15 protein-coding genes are annotated in these 15247 nt (G+C 69.5%); 5 read left to right on the top strand and 10 right to left on the bottom strand.

The annotated features are described in order from the left end of the window. The first annotated feature begins 8 nt into the window (after positions 1-8). Positions 9-947 (top strand): AraC family transcriptional regulator, encoded by a 939-nt coding sequence (locus tag RCR19_RS42230; protein WP_331270407.1) that lies wholly within the window; start codon positions 9-11, stop codon positions 945-947. A gap of 672 nt (positions 948-1619) precedes the next feature. On the opposite strand, the gene RCR19_RS42225 is transcribed toward RCR19_RS42230, so the two are convergent. After that, a complete protein-coding gene (locus RCR19_RS42225) occupies positions 1620-2426 on the bottom strand; it encodes an SDR family oxidoreductase (RefSeq protein WP_331270406.1) in 807 nt (268 codons plus the stop codon). A 54-nt stretch (positions 2427-2480) separates the two neighbouring features. Continuing rightward, positions 2481-2699: a 4-oxalocrotonate tautomerase family protein gene (locus RCR19_RS42220; RefSeq protein WP_331270405.1), complete on the bottom strand. Its 219-nt coding sequence runs from the start codon at positions 2697-2699 to the stop codon at positions 2481-2483. Between the two features lie 152 nt (positions 2700-2851). Between RCR19_RS42220 and RCR19_RS42215 the strand changes: the two genes are divergently transcribed. Both RCR19_RS42215 and RCR19_RS42210 read left to right on the top strand, forming a co-directional pair. After that, complete coding sequence (locus tag RCR19_RS42215) at positions 2852-3709, top strand: helix-turn-helix transcriptional regulator (RefSeq protein WP_331270404.1); 858 nt, start codon at positions 2852-2854, stop codon at positions 3707-3709. A 208-nt stretch (positions 3710-3917) separates the two neighbouring features. Continuing rightward, on the top strand, positions 3918-4685 hold the full coding sequence (locus RCR19_RS42210; RefSeq protein WP_331270403.1) for a transposase: 768 nt from the start codon (positions 3918-3920) through the stop codon (positions 4683-4685). A gap of 12 nt (positions 4686-4697) precedes the next feature. Here RCR19_RS42210 and RCR19_RS42205 read toward each other — a convergent pair whose 3' ends face one another. From RCR19_RS42205 to sfnG, 5 genes are all read right to left on the bottom strand, one after another. Beyond that, positions 4698-5354: a hypothetical protein gene (locus tag RCR19_RS42205; RefSeq protein WP_331270402.1), complete on the bottom strand. Its 657-nt coding sequence runs from the start codon at positions 5352-5354 to the stop codon at positions 4698-4700. 151 nt (positions 5355-5505) lie between these two features. Then, positions 5506-6666, bottom strand: coding sequence for an LLM class flavin-dependent oxidoreductase (locus tag RCR19_RS42200; protein ID WP_331270401.1), 1161 nt, complete (start codon positions 6664-6666; stop codon positions 5506-5508). A gap of 43 nt (positions 6667-6709) precedes the next feature. Then, positions 6710-7906 (bottom strand): SfnB family sulfur acquisition oxidoreductase, encoded by a 1197-nt coding sequence (locus RCR19_RS42195; RefSeq protein WP_331270400.1) that lies wholly within the window; start codon positions 7904-7906, stop codon positions 6710-6712. Beyond that, positions 7903-8460, bottom strand: a complete 558-nt coding sequence (gene ssuE / locus RCR19_RS42190; protein WP_331270399.1) for an NADPH-dependent FMN reductase — start codon at positions 8458-8460, stop codon at positions 7903-7905. Before ssuE ends, RCR19_RS42195 begins: the two co-directional genes overlap by 4 nt. A 41-nt stretch (positions 8461-8501) precedes the next feature. Further along, positions 8502-9638: a dimethylsulfone monooxygenase SfnG gene (gene sfnG, locus RCR19_RS42185; protein WP_331270398.1), complete on the bottom strand. Its 1137-nt coding sequence runs from the start codon at positions 9636-9638 to the stop codon at positions 8502-8504. Between the two features lie 393 nt (positions 9639-10031). Here sfnG and RCR19_RS42180 point away from each other — a divergent pair, with 393 nt between their 5' ends. Both RCR19_RS42180 and RCR19_RS42175 read left to right on the top strand, forming a co-directional pair. Next, positions 10032-10958, top strand: a complete 927-nt coding sequence (locus tag RCR19_RS42180) for a LysR family transcriptional regulator (protein WP_331270397.1) — start codon at positions 10032-10034, stop codon at positions 10956-10958. A gap of 4 nt (positions 10959-10962) precedes the next feature. Next, positions 10963-11466, top strand: a complete 504-nt coding sequence (locus tag RCR19_RS42175; protein WP_331270396.1) for an AAA family ATPase — start codon at positions 10963-10965, stop codon at positions 11464-11466. A 175-nt stretch (positions 11467-11641) separates the two neighbouring features. On the opposite strand, the gene RCR19_RS42170 is transcribed toward RCR19_RS42175, so the two are convergent. The 3 genes from RCR19_RS42170 to RCR19_RS42160 are packed head-to-tail and all read right to left on the bottom strand — an operon-like array spanning position 11642 to position 15244. Beyond that, positions 11642-12790, bottom strand: a complete 1149-nt coding sequence (locus RCR19_RS42170; RefSeq protein WP_331270395.1) for an LLM class flavin-dependent oxidoreductase — start codon at positions 12788-12790, stop codon at positions 11642-11644. Then, positions 12783-13874 (bottom strand): LLM class flavin-dependent oxidoreductase, encoded by a 1092-nt coding sequence (locus tag RCR19_RS42165; protein WP_331270394.1) that lies wholly within the window; start codon positions 13872-13874, stop codon positions 12783-12785. The genes RCR19_RS42170 and RCR19_RS42165 overlap by 8 nt, the downstream gene beginning before the upstream one ends. Beyond that, positions 13871-15244: an NtaA/DmoA family FMN-dependent monooxygenase gene (locus RCR19_RS42160; protein ID WP_331270393.1), complete on the bottom strand. Its 1374-nt coding sequence runs from the start codon at positions 15242-15244 to the stop codon at positions 13871-13873. Before RCR19_RS42160 ends, RCR19_RS42165 begins: the two co-directional genes overlap by 4 nt. Positions 15245-15247: the final 3 nt, after the last annotated feature.

The following is a 15247-nucleotide window of genomic DNA, read 5'->3' as shown; positions in this document are numbered from 1 at the left end:
GTCTCACCGTGGACTCAGTCAGCCGGCTGCTGCGCATGGCCCGCCTGAAGGCCGCCCTGGACAAGCGCTGCCTGCTCGGGGCCGGCACCAGGATGCACGTGCCGGCCTACGGCGAGCTGGAGGCGCCGTTCCATGTGCTGCTGGACGGCGCATGCCGGCTGCAGGTGGGCACGGTTTTGCTCGACCTGCGCCCCGGGGACGTGGTGATGATCCCGAGCGGCGCCCCGCACCGGGTCATCACCGCCGGCGAAGCCGGCCCGGCGGGGACGGCGGACACGGCCGGCGAGGCGTTCGTGACCACGCGCAGCGAGCACGGCGGAGAACCCGTCATCGACCTGTTCTGCGGGCACTACACCTTCGACGCCGGTGCGGGCTCGCTGCTGTTCGCGAGCCTGCCCGACCCGGTACACGTCTCCTTCGGGCAGTCGGCCGAGAGCGACGAAGTGCTGCGGATGCTCAGCGCCCTGATGCGCGGTGAGGCGCGCCGCGAGGGCGAGGGCACCGCGGCGATCCTCTCCGCCCTGTGCACCGTGCTGCTGGCGATGGTGCTGCGGACCGCGCGGGGCGAGGCCACGGGGGCCACCCTGTGGACCGCGGCGGCCGACGGCCGGATCGCGTCGGCCGTGGAGGGCATGCTGAACGAGCCGGGGGCCGACTGGACGATCGAACGGCTCAGCCGCGCGGCCGCCATGTCCCGCGCCACCTTCCTGCGCCACTTCACCCGGGACACCGGGACGACCGTGGGCGCCTTCCTCGCCCGCGCGCGGCTGATGGCGGCGGCGGAACTGCTCACCACCACCGACGCGACCGTGGCGAGCGTCGCCGGCCAGGTCGGCTACTCCTCCGAGTCCGCGTTCTCCCGGGCCTTCCGGGCCCATCTGGGCACCACACCCGCCCGCTTCCGGCGCGAGAGGACCCAGGCACCGGGAACGACGAAAGCCGGATGACGAGTCACGGGGGCTGCGCTCTTCCGCCCTCCGGTCGGCGCATCGTGATCCTTCACGTGGGCCGGATCGGCTGACCGCGGCACACGCCGTGGGATGCTTCCCACGGGGAGTCGAACCGTTGACTGCTTGTGCCGCTGAGTGCTTGAAGACCTGTCACCGCTTACCGCGGTGCGCCTGGGCCGAGTGTCCCCCGCGGATGCGGGGGTGGCCGGCGGGCCCGGCGCCGGGCCCGCACCGCAGCAACGAGGACAGCCCCGGCCGGCGACGGGCGCCGGCCGGGGCTGATGAGCGTATGCGGTGGTGAAGGGCGGTCGCCTACGCGGCGAAAGGCTCCATGAGGCTTCAGCCGAACGATCGTCCTCATGGGCAATAGGTGAGGCCCGGGGACACTGTCCCCTTCACCACCACGCCTTCCATAACCACCGGCACCCGGCGCATGTTCCCGCCCGCCGCAGAACTTCCTCGGCACGGCGGGCGGGTCCCGCTGCGGCCGGGGTGGAGACCGCGGGGCGGGGCGCGGCCTGCACCGGCCGGGGTAGGGACCGCGGGGCGGGCCGACGCTGCCGCAGGCCGGCATGATCCGTCACGCCACTGGCCCACCTGACCCTCCGCGCCCGCTTCCCCCCGCCGAGCAAGGCGCTCCGGCCGGACCCTGTGCCGGGCGGTGTCCGGCTACATCCGGAAGCCTCCGCTGGCCTCGATTCGCTGGCCGGTGATCCAGTGGGTTCCCTCGTTTGTCAGGGCGGCGACGGCGGGACCGATGTCCTCGGCGTGGGCGATGCGACCCAGGGCCGTCATGCCGCTCATGGCCTTCTGCACGTCCTGGCTGGCGCGCAGGTAGCCGTCGGCGAAGTCGGTCGCCACGGGCCCCGGGGCGATGGTGTTCACCGAAATCCCGCGAGACCCGAGCTCCACCGCCCAGTAGCGGGTGAGGACCTCCACCGCGCCCTTCATCGCTCCGTACACGGCGTAGGGGGCGGTGACGAACCGGGCCAGGCCGGAGGAGAGATTGATGATGCGCCCGCCGTCCGCGAGCAGGGGCTCGGCGCCCTCCTCGGCCGTGGCGAGTGCCTGGGTGAGCAGGTAGACGCCCTTGACGTGGACGGCGAACAGTTCGTCGATCGTCTTCTCGTCCGTGGCGCCGAGGACGGTGCTCCCGGAGAAGCCGGCGTTGTTGACCAGGATGTCCAGGCTGTCGCGGCCCCAGTTCGTCTGAAGGGCCTGCCGGAGCCGGTCGGTGAACGCGGCGAAGGTCTGCGTCTGTGTGGTGTCCAGGTGCAGTGGTACCGCGGTGCGGCCCAGTGCGGCGACGGCGTCGGCGACCTCCTTGGCTTCCTCCTCGTGGGAGCGGAAGGTGAACACGATGTCGGTGCCTGCGGCGGCGAGCGACTCGACGACCGAGCGCCCGAGGCCGCGGTTGCCTCCCGTGACAAGAGCGATCCTGGCGGGGCGGTCCGTGGCCGGTGGGGTGGAAGCCATGACGAAAACTCGATTCATTGAATGATCAGTAGTAAGTGCGGGCGGGTGGGAGGTTCAGCCCTGGTCCTGCCTGCTCTGGATCATCGACAGGGTCAGGGCGCTGCCTGCGATCCCCCAGCCGCCGTCGGGAACCTCCTCGACGAGGACCAGGGTGGCCGGGCGCGCCGCCTCCCCGTAGATCTCGGCGTACAGGTCCGTGGTGCGGGCGATGAGGGTCTTGGTCTGCTCGGCCGTGAGGGATCCGGCAGGGACCTTGAAGTTCGCGAAGGGCATATCCGGCTCCTCGAGGGCTTGTGTGATGGCGGGCAGCGGTCGTGGGCTGCCTGCCATCACTGTCCGTCGCGAACGCCCGGAGAGGCAGATGGCGCTTACCCAGGGGTTGCCACCCCCTGGGTAACGGGTGCGGCAGCAGCGAGACTGGGGGCATGGACCTTCACGAGCTCGGCGCGTTCCTCAAGTCGCGCCGCGACCGGATCCGGCCTTCCGACGTGGGCCTGCCGGGCGGTCCACGGCGCCGTGTTCCGGGGCTGCGCCGTGATGAGGTCGCTCATCTGGCCGGGGCGTCGGTGGAGTACTACACCGAGCTGGAGCAGGGGTCCGGGGCGCAGCCGTCGGAGCAGATGCTGGCCGCGTTCGCCCGCGCGCTGCGGCTCGATCTCGACGAGCGCAACCATCTGTACCACCTGGCCGGCCGGCCCGTGCCGCCTGCGGGCAGCGCCGCATCGCACGTGCACCCGGGCATGCTCGACCTGATGAGCCGGATGCCGCACACACCGGCCATGGTCGTCACCGACCTGCACGTCACGCTGGTCCAGAACTCGCTGGCACGTGCGCTGATCGGCAACGAGTCGGCCTATGCGGGGCGGCGGGCGAGCCTGGTCTACCGCTGGTTCACCGAACCGGCCGAGCGCCGGATCTACCCGGAGGCCGATCACGACTACCACGCGCATGCCTTCACGGCCGACCTGCGGGCCGCGGTGGCCCGCCGCGGCAGCCAGGACGAGGAGGCGCGCCACCTGGTGGACGACCTGATCGAGGCTTCGGCGGAGTTCGCCGAACTGTGGGCCGCGCACGACGTCGCCGTGCGACGCAACGACCGTAAGCGGATCGTCCATCCAACTCTGGGAACGATCGAGGTCAACTGCCTGTCGTTGTTCAGCGAGGACGGCCGCCAGCGGCTGCTGTGGTTCACCCCCGCCGTGGGCACCCCGGCGGTGGAGCAGTTCGAGCTGCTCTCGGTGATCGGCACCCAGGATCTGACCCCGGAGTACGGGCGAGGTTAGCGAAGGGGATACCTCTGCGCCGCCTGGGCCAGACTCCCGCTCCTGGTCTCCGCAACGGATCCCCCAGGATCCAGCGGCAGCGCCGCCCGGTCTCGCCGCGGCGCTGCGGGATGTGTGGTCAGCAGGTGTGATGTACGGCTGTGCGTCCGCGCCGCCGAGCGGTTGGTGCGGGACGTGGTGTCGGGGGTGGCCTCGAAATGATCTTGATGTGGCTGGTGTGATCACGGCGTCGGAGCCGTCCTGGATAGGCCCGTTCACGGGCCTGAGTCCGCGCTGCTTCCGCAAGTTGGTGACGGCGCTGCGCCGCGAGGGCGGCGACGAGGTGCGCCGGGGCCGGCCCTGGAGTCTGCCGCTGGAAGATCGGGTGCTGCTGGTCACGACCTATTGGCGCACGAACTTGACGATGCGCCAGCTGGCCCTGCTGTTCGGGATCTCGAAGTCCGCAGCCGACCGGATCATCGATCAGCTCGGTCCGCTCCTCGCATTGCAGCCCCGGCTCCGCTTCGCGAAGGACGCCGTGCTTATTGTGGACGGCACCCTGGTACCCACCCGCGACCACACGGTGGCCGAGCAGTCGAAGAACTATCGATACTCCACCAACCACCAGGTCGTCATCGACGCCGACACCCACCTGATCGTCGTGGTCGGCCGACCCCTGCCAGGCAACCGCAACGACTGCAAAGCGTGGGCGGAGTCCGGCGCGAAGGCTGCCGTGGGCAGGACCCTGACGATCGCCGACGGCAGCTACCCCGGAACCGGACTCGTGATGCCCCACCGCCGCCGCAAGGGCGAGGAACTGGCCGCGTGGAAGGAAGCCCACAACAAGTCCCACAAGCAGGTGCGCGCCCGGGTCGAGCACGCCTTCGCCCGTATGAAGGGCTGGAAGATCCTGCGCGACTGCCGGCTCAAAGGCGCTGGCGTCCATCACGCGATGCTCGGCATCGCCCGCCTGCACAACCTGGCCCTCACCGGATAGACGGTGGAGGGCTCAGGTCGTCTGTCCGTCTGTGTTCATCAGTGGAGCCGGTGTGTGGCGGGGCCATGGTGCGCCCGCCCGTTCCGAGGCGGCGGCCCGAAACGCTTCCGCCAGCGAGCTTCCCGGATACGTGCCGAACTCCGGGTATTTCCAGCGGTAGTAGCAGGACCAGTAGCTCACCACACGTCGTTCCGTGCTGGCGAAAAACGCAGGATTCCGAGCGATGAACTCCCCATAGAGTCCGCGCTGGACGGAGTCCGGGACACCGAGTCCGGGCAGCCCTCGGTAGATCGCCTCAAGGATCTCCACCACGTACTCGCCGGCCAGCTGCACGACGAACGGGACCACCCACGCCTCGTCCAGCCACACAATCTGTTCGAGGTGACGCTGACGGACCCTGCCATCGCAGTGCCGGGAGTACAGGCAGTGCAAGATCACCTGCTGGATCCCGGGCAGTGAACGCACCACGTCGGCGTTCGGCTCATCGTGGTAGATCCGATAGGGGATGGTGACAGTCTCACCCCACACCTCGACATTCAACGGGTCCGCCGATGAGAGCCTGCCGTCCGGTACGACTGCCAGAACACTCCGGACGTCACTAGCAAGCCGGGACGGAAACGCACTCACCAGGGCATCGGTGCTATTCGGCGACTCCCAGGACTTCTCCACAACACGAGGGTAAACGGCCAGCACCTGGCCCCTCACCCGCCTACCCGATCAACGGCTCGCGCCATCGCTGCCACGTCATTGCGGGACAGCCCTTATAGGTCAACTGCCTGCCGTTGCTCGGCGAGGACGGCCCGTCAGCGGCTGCTGTGGTTCATCGCGGACTCCCGGCGCCCGCGAAGGGGACCTGCGCGGAGGGGGCGGTCTGCTTGCCGAGGGGGTGTTGCCACAGACCCTGCGCCTGAAGTCTCGGCAGGACGCCCTCGCCGAACCAATACGCCTCCTCCAGGTGCGGGTAGCCGGAGAGCACGAACTCGTCGATACCGAGGGCGTGGTACTCCTTGATCCGCTCGGCGACCTCGTCGTGGCTGCCGACCAGGGCGGTGCCCGCGCCGCCCCGCACCAGGCCGATGCCCGCCCACAGGTTCGGATAAATCTCCAGGCCGGCGCGGTTGCCGCCGCCGTGCAGGGCGAGCATCCGCTGCTGCCCCTCCGATTCACTGCGGGCGAGGCCGGCCTGCACGGACTTCACGGTCTGCGGGTCGAAGCCGGCGAGGAGCCGGTCGGCCTCCGCCCACGCCTGATCGGAGGTGTCGCGGGTGATGACGTGCAGCCGGATGCCGAAGCGCAGCGTGCGGCCCTCCTTCGCGGCCAGCGCCTTGACCCAAGCGATCTTCTCGGCGACTTGGGCGGGCGGTTCACCCCAGGTGAGGTAGACGTCGACGTGCCGCGCGGCAACCTCACCTGCAATCGGCGAGGAGCCGCCGAAGTACACCTCGGGGACCGGATCGGGCACCCGAGCCAGTTTCGCGTCCTCGACCTGGAGGTGCTCGCCGTGCAGGCTGACCGTCTTGTCGTTCCACAATTCCCGTACGATCTGCAGGAATTCGGCGGTCCGGCGGTACCGGGCGTCCTTGTCCAGGAAGTCGCCGTAGGCACGCTGCTCGTGGCTCTCGCCGCCGGTGACGACATTGAGGAGCAGCCGTCCGCCGGTCTGCCGTTGGAAGGTCGAGGCCATCTGGGCGGCGAGCGTCGGTGAGACAAAACCGGGGCGGAAGGCGACCAGGAACTTCAGGCGCTCGGTGTTCTGGCTGACCATCGCGGTGGTCAGCCACGCGTCCTCGCACCACGCGCCGGTGGGGGTGAGCGCTCCGACGAAGCCGAGGTCCTCGGCGGCCTTGGCGATCTGGCTGAGGTAGGCGACGGTCGGCGGGCGGTCGCGTCCGAAGGCGGTGGCGGGAGTGCCGTGGCCGCCGCCGACCACGTGGCGGCTGTCGCCGTTGGTGGGCAGGAACCAGTGGAACGTGAGGGACACAGAGGTCTCCGATCAGTGCTGTTCGTCAGAATGGGTCAGGTGGTCAAAGGAGGCCGTGCCGGGGTGGCCTGGTGCCGTTCAGGACGTAGCGGCCGATGTGCTGGACCTTCCAGCGGGCCGGGTCGTGCAGGGTGTGGGTGCGCGCGTCGCGCCAGTGGCGGTGCAGGCCCAGAGAGTCGAGCGCGGAGCGCGTACCGGAGACCTCGAAGAGGGCGCTGGCGACTTCCACGGCGGCCTTGGCCGCCGTCACCTTGGCCGCGGCCACCGCGATCGAGGCCTCGGCGGCCGAGTCGTCGGTCAGCTCCGCGCGGGCAGCGTCCACGGACCTCGCCGCGGCGGCGAGCAGCGCGTCGGCGGCCCGTACCCGGATCGCCAGTTCGCCGAACCGCTGGATCAGCAGTGGGTCCTCAGCCGCGGTCTCGTGTCCCTCCTCGACGCTCTCGAACCAGGGGCGGCTCTTCGTGCGGACGAATTCCACCGCCTCGGCCAGCGCTCCAGAGGCGATTCCGGCGTCGATGGCTGCATGCAGCAACTGCGCGAGCGCACCGTGGAGTTGGGGTGATTGGAAGGTGAGGTGGTGCGGTAGGACCCGGTCGGCGGGGACGGGCACCGACTCCAGGCGGACGGTTCCGCTGGCGGTGGTGCGCTGTCCCATACCGTCCCAGTCGTCGACGACCGTGAGGCCGGGCGCGTCGCGCGGGACGTACGCCACGTGCAGGGCGTCGTCGTCGGCGCGGGTGAGGACGGGGATCCAGTCGGCGAACAAGGCCCCTGTGGAGTAGTTCTTGACGCCGTCGAGGAGGTACGAGCCGTCCGGGCGCGGTGTGAGCCGGGTGCGGATGTCCTGGACGTGCTTGGTGCCCGCCTCGGACTGGGCGTTTCCGAGCCGCTTCCCCCGCAGCACCTCGCCGAAGAAGAACTCCTGCTGCTCGTGCGTGCCCTGCCGGCGCAGCACGCCCACGTACACGAAGTGGCTTTGCGGGATCTGGGCGAGGCTGGCGTCGGCGGCGGCGAGCAGCCGGAAGATCTCGGCGAGCGTGTCTGTACGGACGTCGGCGCCACCGAACTCGGCGGGCACGGTTACGGCGAGCAGCCCGGAGGCGGACAGTCGTTCCAGTTCCGTGTGCGGGAGCCTGCGCTGTGCGTCCCGCTCGGCGGCGTCCTTGCGGAAGTCCGCGGCCAGCTCGGCGGCCACGGCGAGGGCCTCGGCGTCGTCTGCGATCACGGTCGCGGCGCTCATCCGGTGGCCGCCAGCAGCGTCGTACGGCCGCCCAGTGCCGCGGCGAACTGGTCGGTGATCTGTGCCAGGGCCTCGGCCGAGCCGGGCGCGATGGTCAGGGTGCCGTCCTCGCCCACCGTGATGTCCTTGTCCAGCGTGAACCAGCCCGGCGTGATGTGCGCGGGGCCCATGGAGGCAAGGACCGGGCGCAGGGCGTAGTCGATGGCCAGGACATGGGCCGTGGTGCCGCCGGTGGCCAGCGGGAGGACTGTCTTGCCCGCCAGGGCGTACTGCGGCAGCAGGTCGAGCAGTGACTTCAGCACTCCGGAGTAGGCGGCCTTGTAGACGGGGGTGCCGATCACCACCCCGTCCGCCTGCTTGAACAGGGCGGTGGCCCGCACGATCGCCGGGTGGCCGAAGTCGGCCCCGAGCAGTGCCTCGGCGGGGAGCGTACGAACCTCCAGCGGGATCACATCGTGTCCCTGCGCGATGATCCGCTCGTCCAGGTGGCGCAGCAGTCGGGCGGTGCGGGAGGTGGCGGAGGGGCTTCCGGAGACGGACAGGACGGTGGCCATGCAAGGTCCTTTCGGTTTGTCGTTTCGCGTGCGGGCGGCAATCAGGCGTGGGCGGCTGCGGGAGCGGACCGGGCTTTTTGTGCCTCCAGTTCGCGCACCAGGGGCAGCACCTTCTTGCCGAAGTACTCGACTTCCTCCAGGTAGTGCAGGAAGCCGAGGAGGAAGAGGTCGACGCCGAGCCGTTTGTAGGCGACGATCCGTTCGGCGATCTGCTCAGGAGTGCCGATCAGACCTGTGCGGAAGCCGTCGTTGTACTGGACGAGGTCCTCGAAGCCGGAGTCCTGCCACATGCCCTTGCCGTCGGTGGTGGACGGACCGGCCTGCTGGACGGCGTCGCGGAAACCGTGCACCGCCCGGGTGTCGGCCTTGGCGACGATCTCGCGGAGCGTCTCGCGGGCCTCGGCCTCGGTGTCGCGGGCGATGAGGAAGCCGTTGAGGCCGAACTTCGGTGCCCTACGGCCGATTTGAGTGGCCGATGCCCGAACGTCGTTGATCTGCTCGGTGACGCCGTCGAAGTCCCTGCCGTTGCTGAAGTACCAGTCGGAGACGCGGCCGGCCATGGCGCGAGCGGCGGTGGAGTTGCCGCCCTGGAAGATCTCCGGGTGCGGGCGCTGCGGGGTGTTCAGCGGCTTGGGCTTGAGGGAGAAGTCACGCAACCGGTAGAAGTCTCCGGCGAGTTCGGTGTGGTCCTCGGTCCAGATCTGGCGCAGGGCACGGATGAACTCCTCGGAGCGGCGGTAGCGCTCGTCATGTTCCAGCCACGGCTCTCCGAGGGCGGTGAACTCGCCCCTGAACCAACCGCTGACGACGTTGACGGCGAAGCGCCCGTTCGACAGGTGGTCGGCGGTGGCGCCGAGTTTGGCGAGGACGCCCGGGTGCCACAGGCCGGGGTGGACGGCGGCGATGACCTTCAGCCGCTGCGTGGCCAGTAGCAGGGCAAGGCTGAAGCTGGTCGACTCGTGCTGGAATTCGGCGCCGTAGCTGGCCATGTAGCGGACCTGGGTGAGGGCGTAGTCGAAGCCGTTGTTCTCGGCGAGCACGGCCAGTTCGCGGTTGTAGTCGTAACCCCAGTCGGTGCGCTGCTCGATGGTGCTGGTGACCAGGCCGCCGCTGACGTTCGGGACCCAGTAGGCGAAGCGGACGGGATCGCATCCCGAGGGTTCGGGGGACACGGACATGGTGAACTCCTGGCAGGAGAATGCTGCGCGGGCGGGGCGAATGAGGTCTGGGGAATTCAGGCACGCTGGAGCGGCGTCCCCGGGAGATTCGTCATCAGGACGGAAACCGGCCGGGATCGGAATTCACGAGAAGAGATCGCGGAGGGAGCGAGTGGGAGGGTTTCCCTCGTTGCGCTCAGACCCGACAGCAACAGAAGGCGCTGGAGACACGCGCAAGGTCGACGTGGCGTCGCCGCGTGAGGTCCTGTCGCTTCATGTCACGATCGAACCAGGAGGAAGTCCATCTGGTCAAGAATGCCCGGATGTGATTCCACATGCTGAGAGTCGGTATTCACGAGGTTGTGACAGGGATTCCCTTGAACCCGGTCCGCGGGAGGGCTCAGTCTCCTGTTCGTGCGTATCGAACAGCTCGAATACATCGCTGCCGTCACACGGCTCGGTTCGCTGCGGCGCGCCGCCGAGGAACTGCATCTGTCCCAGCCGGCGCTCAGCGAGACCGTACGCAATCTGGAGCGCGAGCTCGGTGTGGACCTGCTGGAACGCAAGCGGTCCGGGGCGAAGATCAGCGACGAGGGACGGGAGCTGCTGCCCCACATCATGAGTGTGCTGGACGCGGTCGACCGGCTGCGCGGAGCGGCCGGCGACCAGCACCGCATCAGCCGCATGGTCCGACTCGGCACGGTGAACACGGCCACCGTCCCGCTGCTCATCCCGACCGTGCGCGAGTTCCGGGCCGCGCACCCGGTCACCCAGGTCGAGATCGTCGCAACGCAGCAGGCCGACATCCACCGCGGGCTGTTGGAGGGCGCCTTCGACCTGGGCTTGGTGAACTACCTCCAAGGTGACGACATGCCGCCCGGCTTCGAAACGACCGAGCTGCTGTGCGGCCGGCCGGTGGTGTGTGTGCGTCCGGACAGTGCGCTGGCGGATTTGGACGCGGTGGATACGGACAGCCTCCTGACCGAGCCGCTGATCGTGATGCGCTCCGGCTATGTCATGCATCGTTTCGTGCACCGGCTGCTCCGCGGCAGGACACCGTCCTTCTCGTACTCCACCGACGGCGCGGAGATGGGCAAGCTGATGGTCGCAGAAGGCCTGGGCGCCACGGTGCTGCCGGACTTCAGCGTCGTCGGCGACCCGCTGGAGCGAGAGGGCGCGATCACCGTGCGGCCGCTCGCGGGGGATGCGACGGACGTACTGCTGGTACTGCAGCGCCGCCATTCCGGCTCCGTTCCCCGTGCGGTCCGCGACCTGCACGAACTCTTCGTGCGCAACGCCCAGGCGTACGAAGCTTCTTCGCGACGGCTGACGACGGGGTGATCCTGTGCTCATCGTCATGAGCGGCCTGCCCGGCACGGGCAAGACCACGCTCGCCCGTCTCCTGGCGGCCCGGATCGGTGCGGTCCATCTGCGGGTCGACACCATCGAGCAGGCGATCGTCCGTTCGGGGATGGCCCGGCACCCGGTGGGCCCCGTGGGCTACGTCGTCGGATATGCCCTGGCCGAGGACCATCTGCGGCAGGGATTGACCGTGATCGCGGAATCGGTGAATCCGCTGAGTGCGACGCGTGACGCCTGGCGGGAGGCAGCCGTCGGGGCGGGCGTGCGTGCCGTCGACGTGGAGGTGGTGTGCTCGGATCCGGCGGAGCACCGGCGCCGCGTGAACTCGCGGTCGGTCGACATTCCAGGTCTGCCGCTGCCGGACTGGCAGCAGGTCCTCGACCGGGAGTACGAGCCGTGGGACCGCGAGCACGTCGTCGTCGACACCGCGGGGCAGAGCCCGCCGCAGTCACTGGCTCTGCTCCTGCGCGGCCTGGCGCCGGGCTGACCGGTACCGGGCCGCTGTGCGAGCGAGCGCACCGCTCGGCCACGTCGTCGCGCACGGCCGGCCGCCCAAGCGCGTGGCCGTCTTCACGCGCAAGGTCTTTGGCTGTCGGCGCGGCGACGAGGCGGGCCGCGCCGAAGCGGTCACGTACGGCCGGTCGGTGGTGTACTCCCGGGCATCAGCTCGACTGGAAGGAGTGACCCCGCCGGCGCCATTGCTTGGCGAGCAGTTCGTACGAGCGGACCCGGTCCGTGTGGTCGTGGGTGATCGTCGTGATGAGCAACTCGTCCGCGCCCGTGGCCTCCTGGAGTTGTTCCAGCTGGTCGGCCACCTGGCCCGGTGAGCCGACGAACTGTGTGTCGAGGCGGTCCTGGACGAGGGCCCGGTCCTCTTCGGTCCACGTGTGGGCACGCGCTTCCTGCGGCGTCGGAAACTTTATGGCGCCCTCGGCGGTACGGATGCTGCGCACCCACGGGCCGTAGCCGGTGGCGAGTTCGCGGGCTGTTGCCTCGTCCTCGGCGACGACGACGTCCGCCGACACGCTGACGTGCGGCTTGTCCAGGAACTCGGAAGGCTGGAAGAAGGACCGGTAGCCCTCCACCGCCTCCAGGACCGTGGCCGGACTGACGTGGTAGTTCGCCGCGAACCGCAGCCCCCTGGCGCCCGCCACCTCGGCGCTCTGGCCACCGCTGCTGCCCAGGATCCACAGCTCCACGTCGGCCCCCTCCCCCGGCACGACGTGCGCCTCGACGCCCTCCGGGGAGCGGTAGGTGCCGGCCAGCAGGGCGAGGATGTCGTCGATCTGCTCGGCGTACTCCTGTGACTGGGCGCCCGGCAGCAGGAGCAGCCTGCGCTGCAGCGCGATGCGGGGTGAGCCGAGCAGATGCTCGAAGGAGAAGCGGGGCGGGATCAACAGGCCGTTCGGGGTGCGGCCGTCGACGACGGGGGTCGCCGTGGGCAACGGTGCGGCCGGCTGTCCGCTCGGGCGGCCGCCCGAGCGGCCCAGGCCCAGATCGAAGCGGCCCGGGTGCAGTGCGTCGAGCAGGCCGAACTCCTCCACGGTGGACAGCGCCGTGCGGTGCCCGAGCTGCACGGCCCCGGAGCCGAGCCGGATGGTGGAGGTGGCGGATGCGGTCAGCGCCAGGACGACGGCGGGTGACGTGCCGGCCACTCCGGGATTGAGGTGATGCTCGGCGAACCAGTAGCGGGCATATCCGAAGCGTTCGGCCTGCTGCGCGAGATCGATGGAGTTGCGCAGGGCATCGGCTGCCGTCGACCCGGACGGGATCGGGACCAGGTCGAGAACGCCGAGGGCAACATCAGACATGGGCGGACTCCTGGGTGAGCGGTGACGCCGCAAGCACGGGTCCCCATACGAACGGCGGGTCGGGAATCTCGCGGCGCAGCACGGGGGCGACCTTGGACTGGAACAACTCCAGGGAGGCGCGGTGCTGGGACTGCGGCAGCCCGCCCGCGTCGGCCTGCAGATGGAGCACGGTGTGGCCGAACTGTTCGTGGTAGCGGTGCACCTTGTCGAGGACCTGTTGCGGGCTGCCGACCAGAGCGGAGCTGCGTTCGACGAAGTCCTCCAAGGTCTCGAAGACGACCGGCAGGCCGGCCTTCTTGAAGAAGGCCAGGTTGGACTCGAAGATCGGCCGGTACGCGGCCAGCGCCTCCTGCGAGGTGGGGGCGACGTAGATGCCCGCGGTGCCGGCGCCGACGGCGATCTGCGCCGGGTCGTGCCCGTAGTGCTCCCAGCGCTCGCGGTAGTGGCCGATCAACTCGGCGTACGGCTCGATGGGGTGGGTGACGTTCGCCGAGAACAGCGGGTCGCCGTAGCGGGCCGCCAGGTCGACCGACTCCTTGCTGGTGGCGCTGCCGTGCCAGACCCGGATCGGCCGCTGGTACGGCCGTGGCCACACCTCGGCGTCGGTCAGCGGGGGACGGAAGCGGGTTTCGGCGGTGACCTTGTCCTGGCGCCAGATCTGCCGGAAGACCTCGTAGCTCTCGGCGTTGCGGTCCCACTGGTCCTCGGGCGTGACGTGGAACAGCTCGCGCTGGGCGGCGCCGTTGCCCTTGCCGATGATCAAGTCGAGGCGGCCGTTGGACAGGTGGTCGAGGGTGGCGTAGTCCTCGTATGCCCGGACCGGGTCCAGCAGGCTGAGCGTGGTGACGGCCGTGAACAGGCGGATCCGCTTCGTCAGGGCGGCCACATGGCTCAGCACGACGGTCGGGGACGAGGAGATGAACGGCCGCTCGTGTCGCTCCCCCACGCCGAAGCCGTCGAAGCCCAACTCCTCGGCCAGCAGGGCGTTGTCGAGCACCTCGCCAAAGCGGTCGTGCGTCGGCTTCTGTACCCCGGTGAGCGGGTCCGGCCGGTGCACGATCAGGGTGATCGCGATGAACTTCACGACGCCACCCGCTCTCCTGGGGCGTCGTCGGGGTGCGCGAGGCCGAGGTGGTCGCGCAGGGTCGTGCCCTCGTAGTCGGTGCGGAAGACTCCCTGCTCCTGCAGCAGCGGTACGACCTTGTCGGCGAAGGGGTCGAGTCCGCCAGGGGTGATGTGCGGGACGAGAATGAAGCCGTCGGACACATCGGCCTGGACGAAGTCGTTGATGGTGCGGGCGACGGTGGCCGGGGAGCCGACGAAAGTCTGCCGGTTGCCGGTGTTGATGACCAGGTCCCGGATGGACCAGTTGTTCGCGGCGGCCAGCTCCCGCCATTCGCGCGCGGTGGCCAGCGGGTCGCGGTACATGCGCACCTGGGCGCGGCCCTTGGAGATGTGGTTGTCGCTGACGTCCGGGTCGATGTCGGGCAGCGGTCCTTCCGGGTCGTACGCCGACAGGTCACGGTTCCAGACGAATTCCAGGTGCTTGAGGGCCGTGGCACCGCTGACCTGCTGCCGGCGTACCTCCTTGGCCAGTTCCTCCGCCTGCGCATCGGTGTCAGCGAGCACGAAGGTGGCGGCGGGCAGGATCAGCAGATCACGGTGGGAGCGGCCGTACTTGGCGAGGCGGTTTTTGACGTCCGTGTAGAACGCCTGGCCCTCCTTGAGGGAGGCGTACCGGCTGAAGATGGCGTCGGCGCTCGACGCGGCGAACTCGCGGCCCTCCTCGGAGTCGCCGGCCTGGAATATGACGGGGCGGCCCTGCGGGGAGCGCGGCACGTCGAACTGCCCGTGGATGTCGAAGTGCTGCCCCGCGTGGACGAAGGAGCCCGCCTTCGCGTCCCGCAGGAAGACACCCGTGGCGTTGTCGGCGACGATTTCGTCGCCGTGCCAGGAGTCGAAGAGCTCGTTCGCGGTGGCCAGGAACTCCTTGGCGCGGGAGTAGCGATCCTCCTGCGGCAAAAAGCCGCCGCGGCGGAAGTTCTCGCCGGTGAAAGCGTCCCAGGAGGTGACGACGTTCCAGGCGGAACGGCCGCCGGAGAGGTGGTCGAGGCTGGCGAACTGGCGGGCCACCTCGTAGGGCTCGTTGAAGGTGGAGTTGATGGTGCCGGTCAGGCCCAGGTGCTCGGTGACGGCGGCCAGGGCGGCGAGGACGGTGAAGGTGTCGGGGCGGCCGACGACATCCAAGTCGTATATTTTGCCGCCCTGTTCGCGCAGGCGCAGGCCCTCGGCGAGGAAGAGGAAGTCGAACTTGGCGCGTTCGGCGGTCTGCGCGAAGTGGACGAAGGAGCTGAACTCGATGTGGCTGCCGGCCTTCGGGTCGCTCCACACGGTGGTGTTGTTGACGCCGGGGAAGTGCGCGGCCAGGTGGATCTGCTTCAGCGGCTTGTTCATGGT

Source organism: Streptomyces sp. WAC07094, assembly GCF_036320405.1.
GTDB classification, from domain to species: domain Bacteria; phylum Actinomycetota; class Actinomycetes; order Streptomycetales; family Streptomycetaceae; genus Streptomyces; species Streptomyces lannensis.
The sequence above is the reverse complement of the archived record's forward strand: the minus strand, read 5'-3'. Positions and strand labels throughout refer to the sequence as shown.

Coding starts and splice junctions, on each gene's coding strand:
- RCR19_RS42225 (WP_331270406.1), bottom strand. CDS start 2,426: ATGGCTTCCACCCCACCGGCCACGGACCGCCCCGCCAGGATCGCTCTT.
- RCR19_RS42220 (WP_331270405.1), bottom strand. CDS start 2,699: ATGCCCTTCGCGAACTTCAAGGTCCCTGCCGGATCCCTCACGGCCGAG.
- RCR19_RS42215 (WP_331270404.1), top strand. CDS start 2,852: ATGGACCTTCACGAGCTCGGCGCGTTCCTCAAGTCGCGCCGCGACCGG.
- RCR19_RS42195 (WP_331270400.1), bottom strand. CDS start 7,906: ATGAGCGCCGCGACCGTGATCGCAGACGACGCCGAGGCCCTCGCCGTG.
- ssuE (WP_331270399.1), bottom strand. CDS start 8,460: ATGGCCACCGTCCTGTCCGTCTCCGGAAGCCCCTCCGCCACCTCCCGC.
- sfnG (WP_331270398.1), bottom strand. CDS start 9,638: ATGTCCGTGTCCCCCGAACCCTCGGGATGCGATCCCGTCCGCTTCGCC.
- RCR19_RS42170 (WP_331270395.1), bottom strand. CDS start 12,790: ATGTCTGATGTTGCCCTCGGCGTTCTCGACCTGGTCCCGATCCCGTCC.
- RCR19_RS42160 (WP_331270393.1), bottom strand. CDS start 15,244: ATGAACAAGCCGCTGAAGCAGATCCACCTGGCCGCGCACTTCCCCGGC.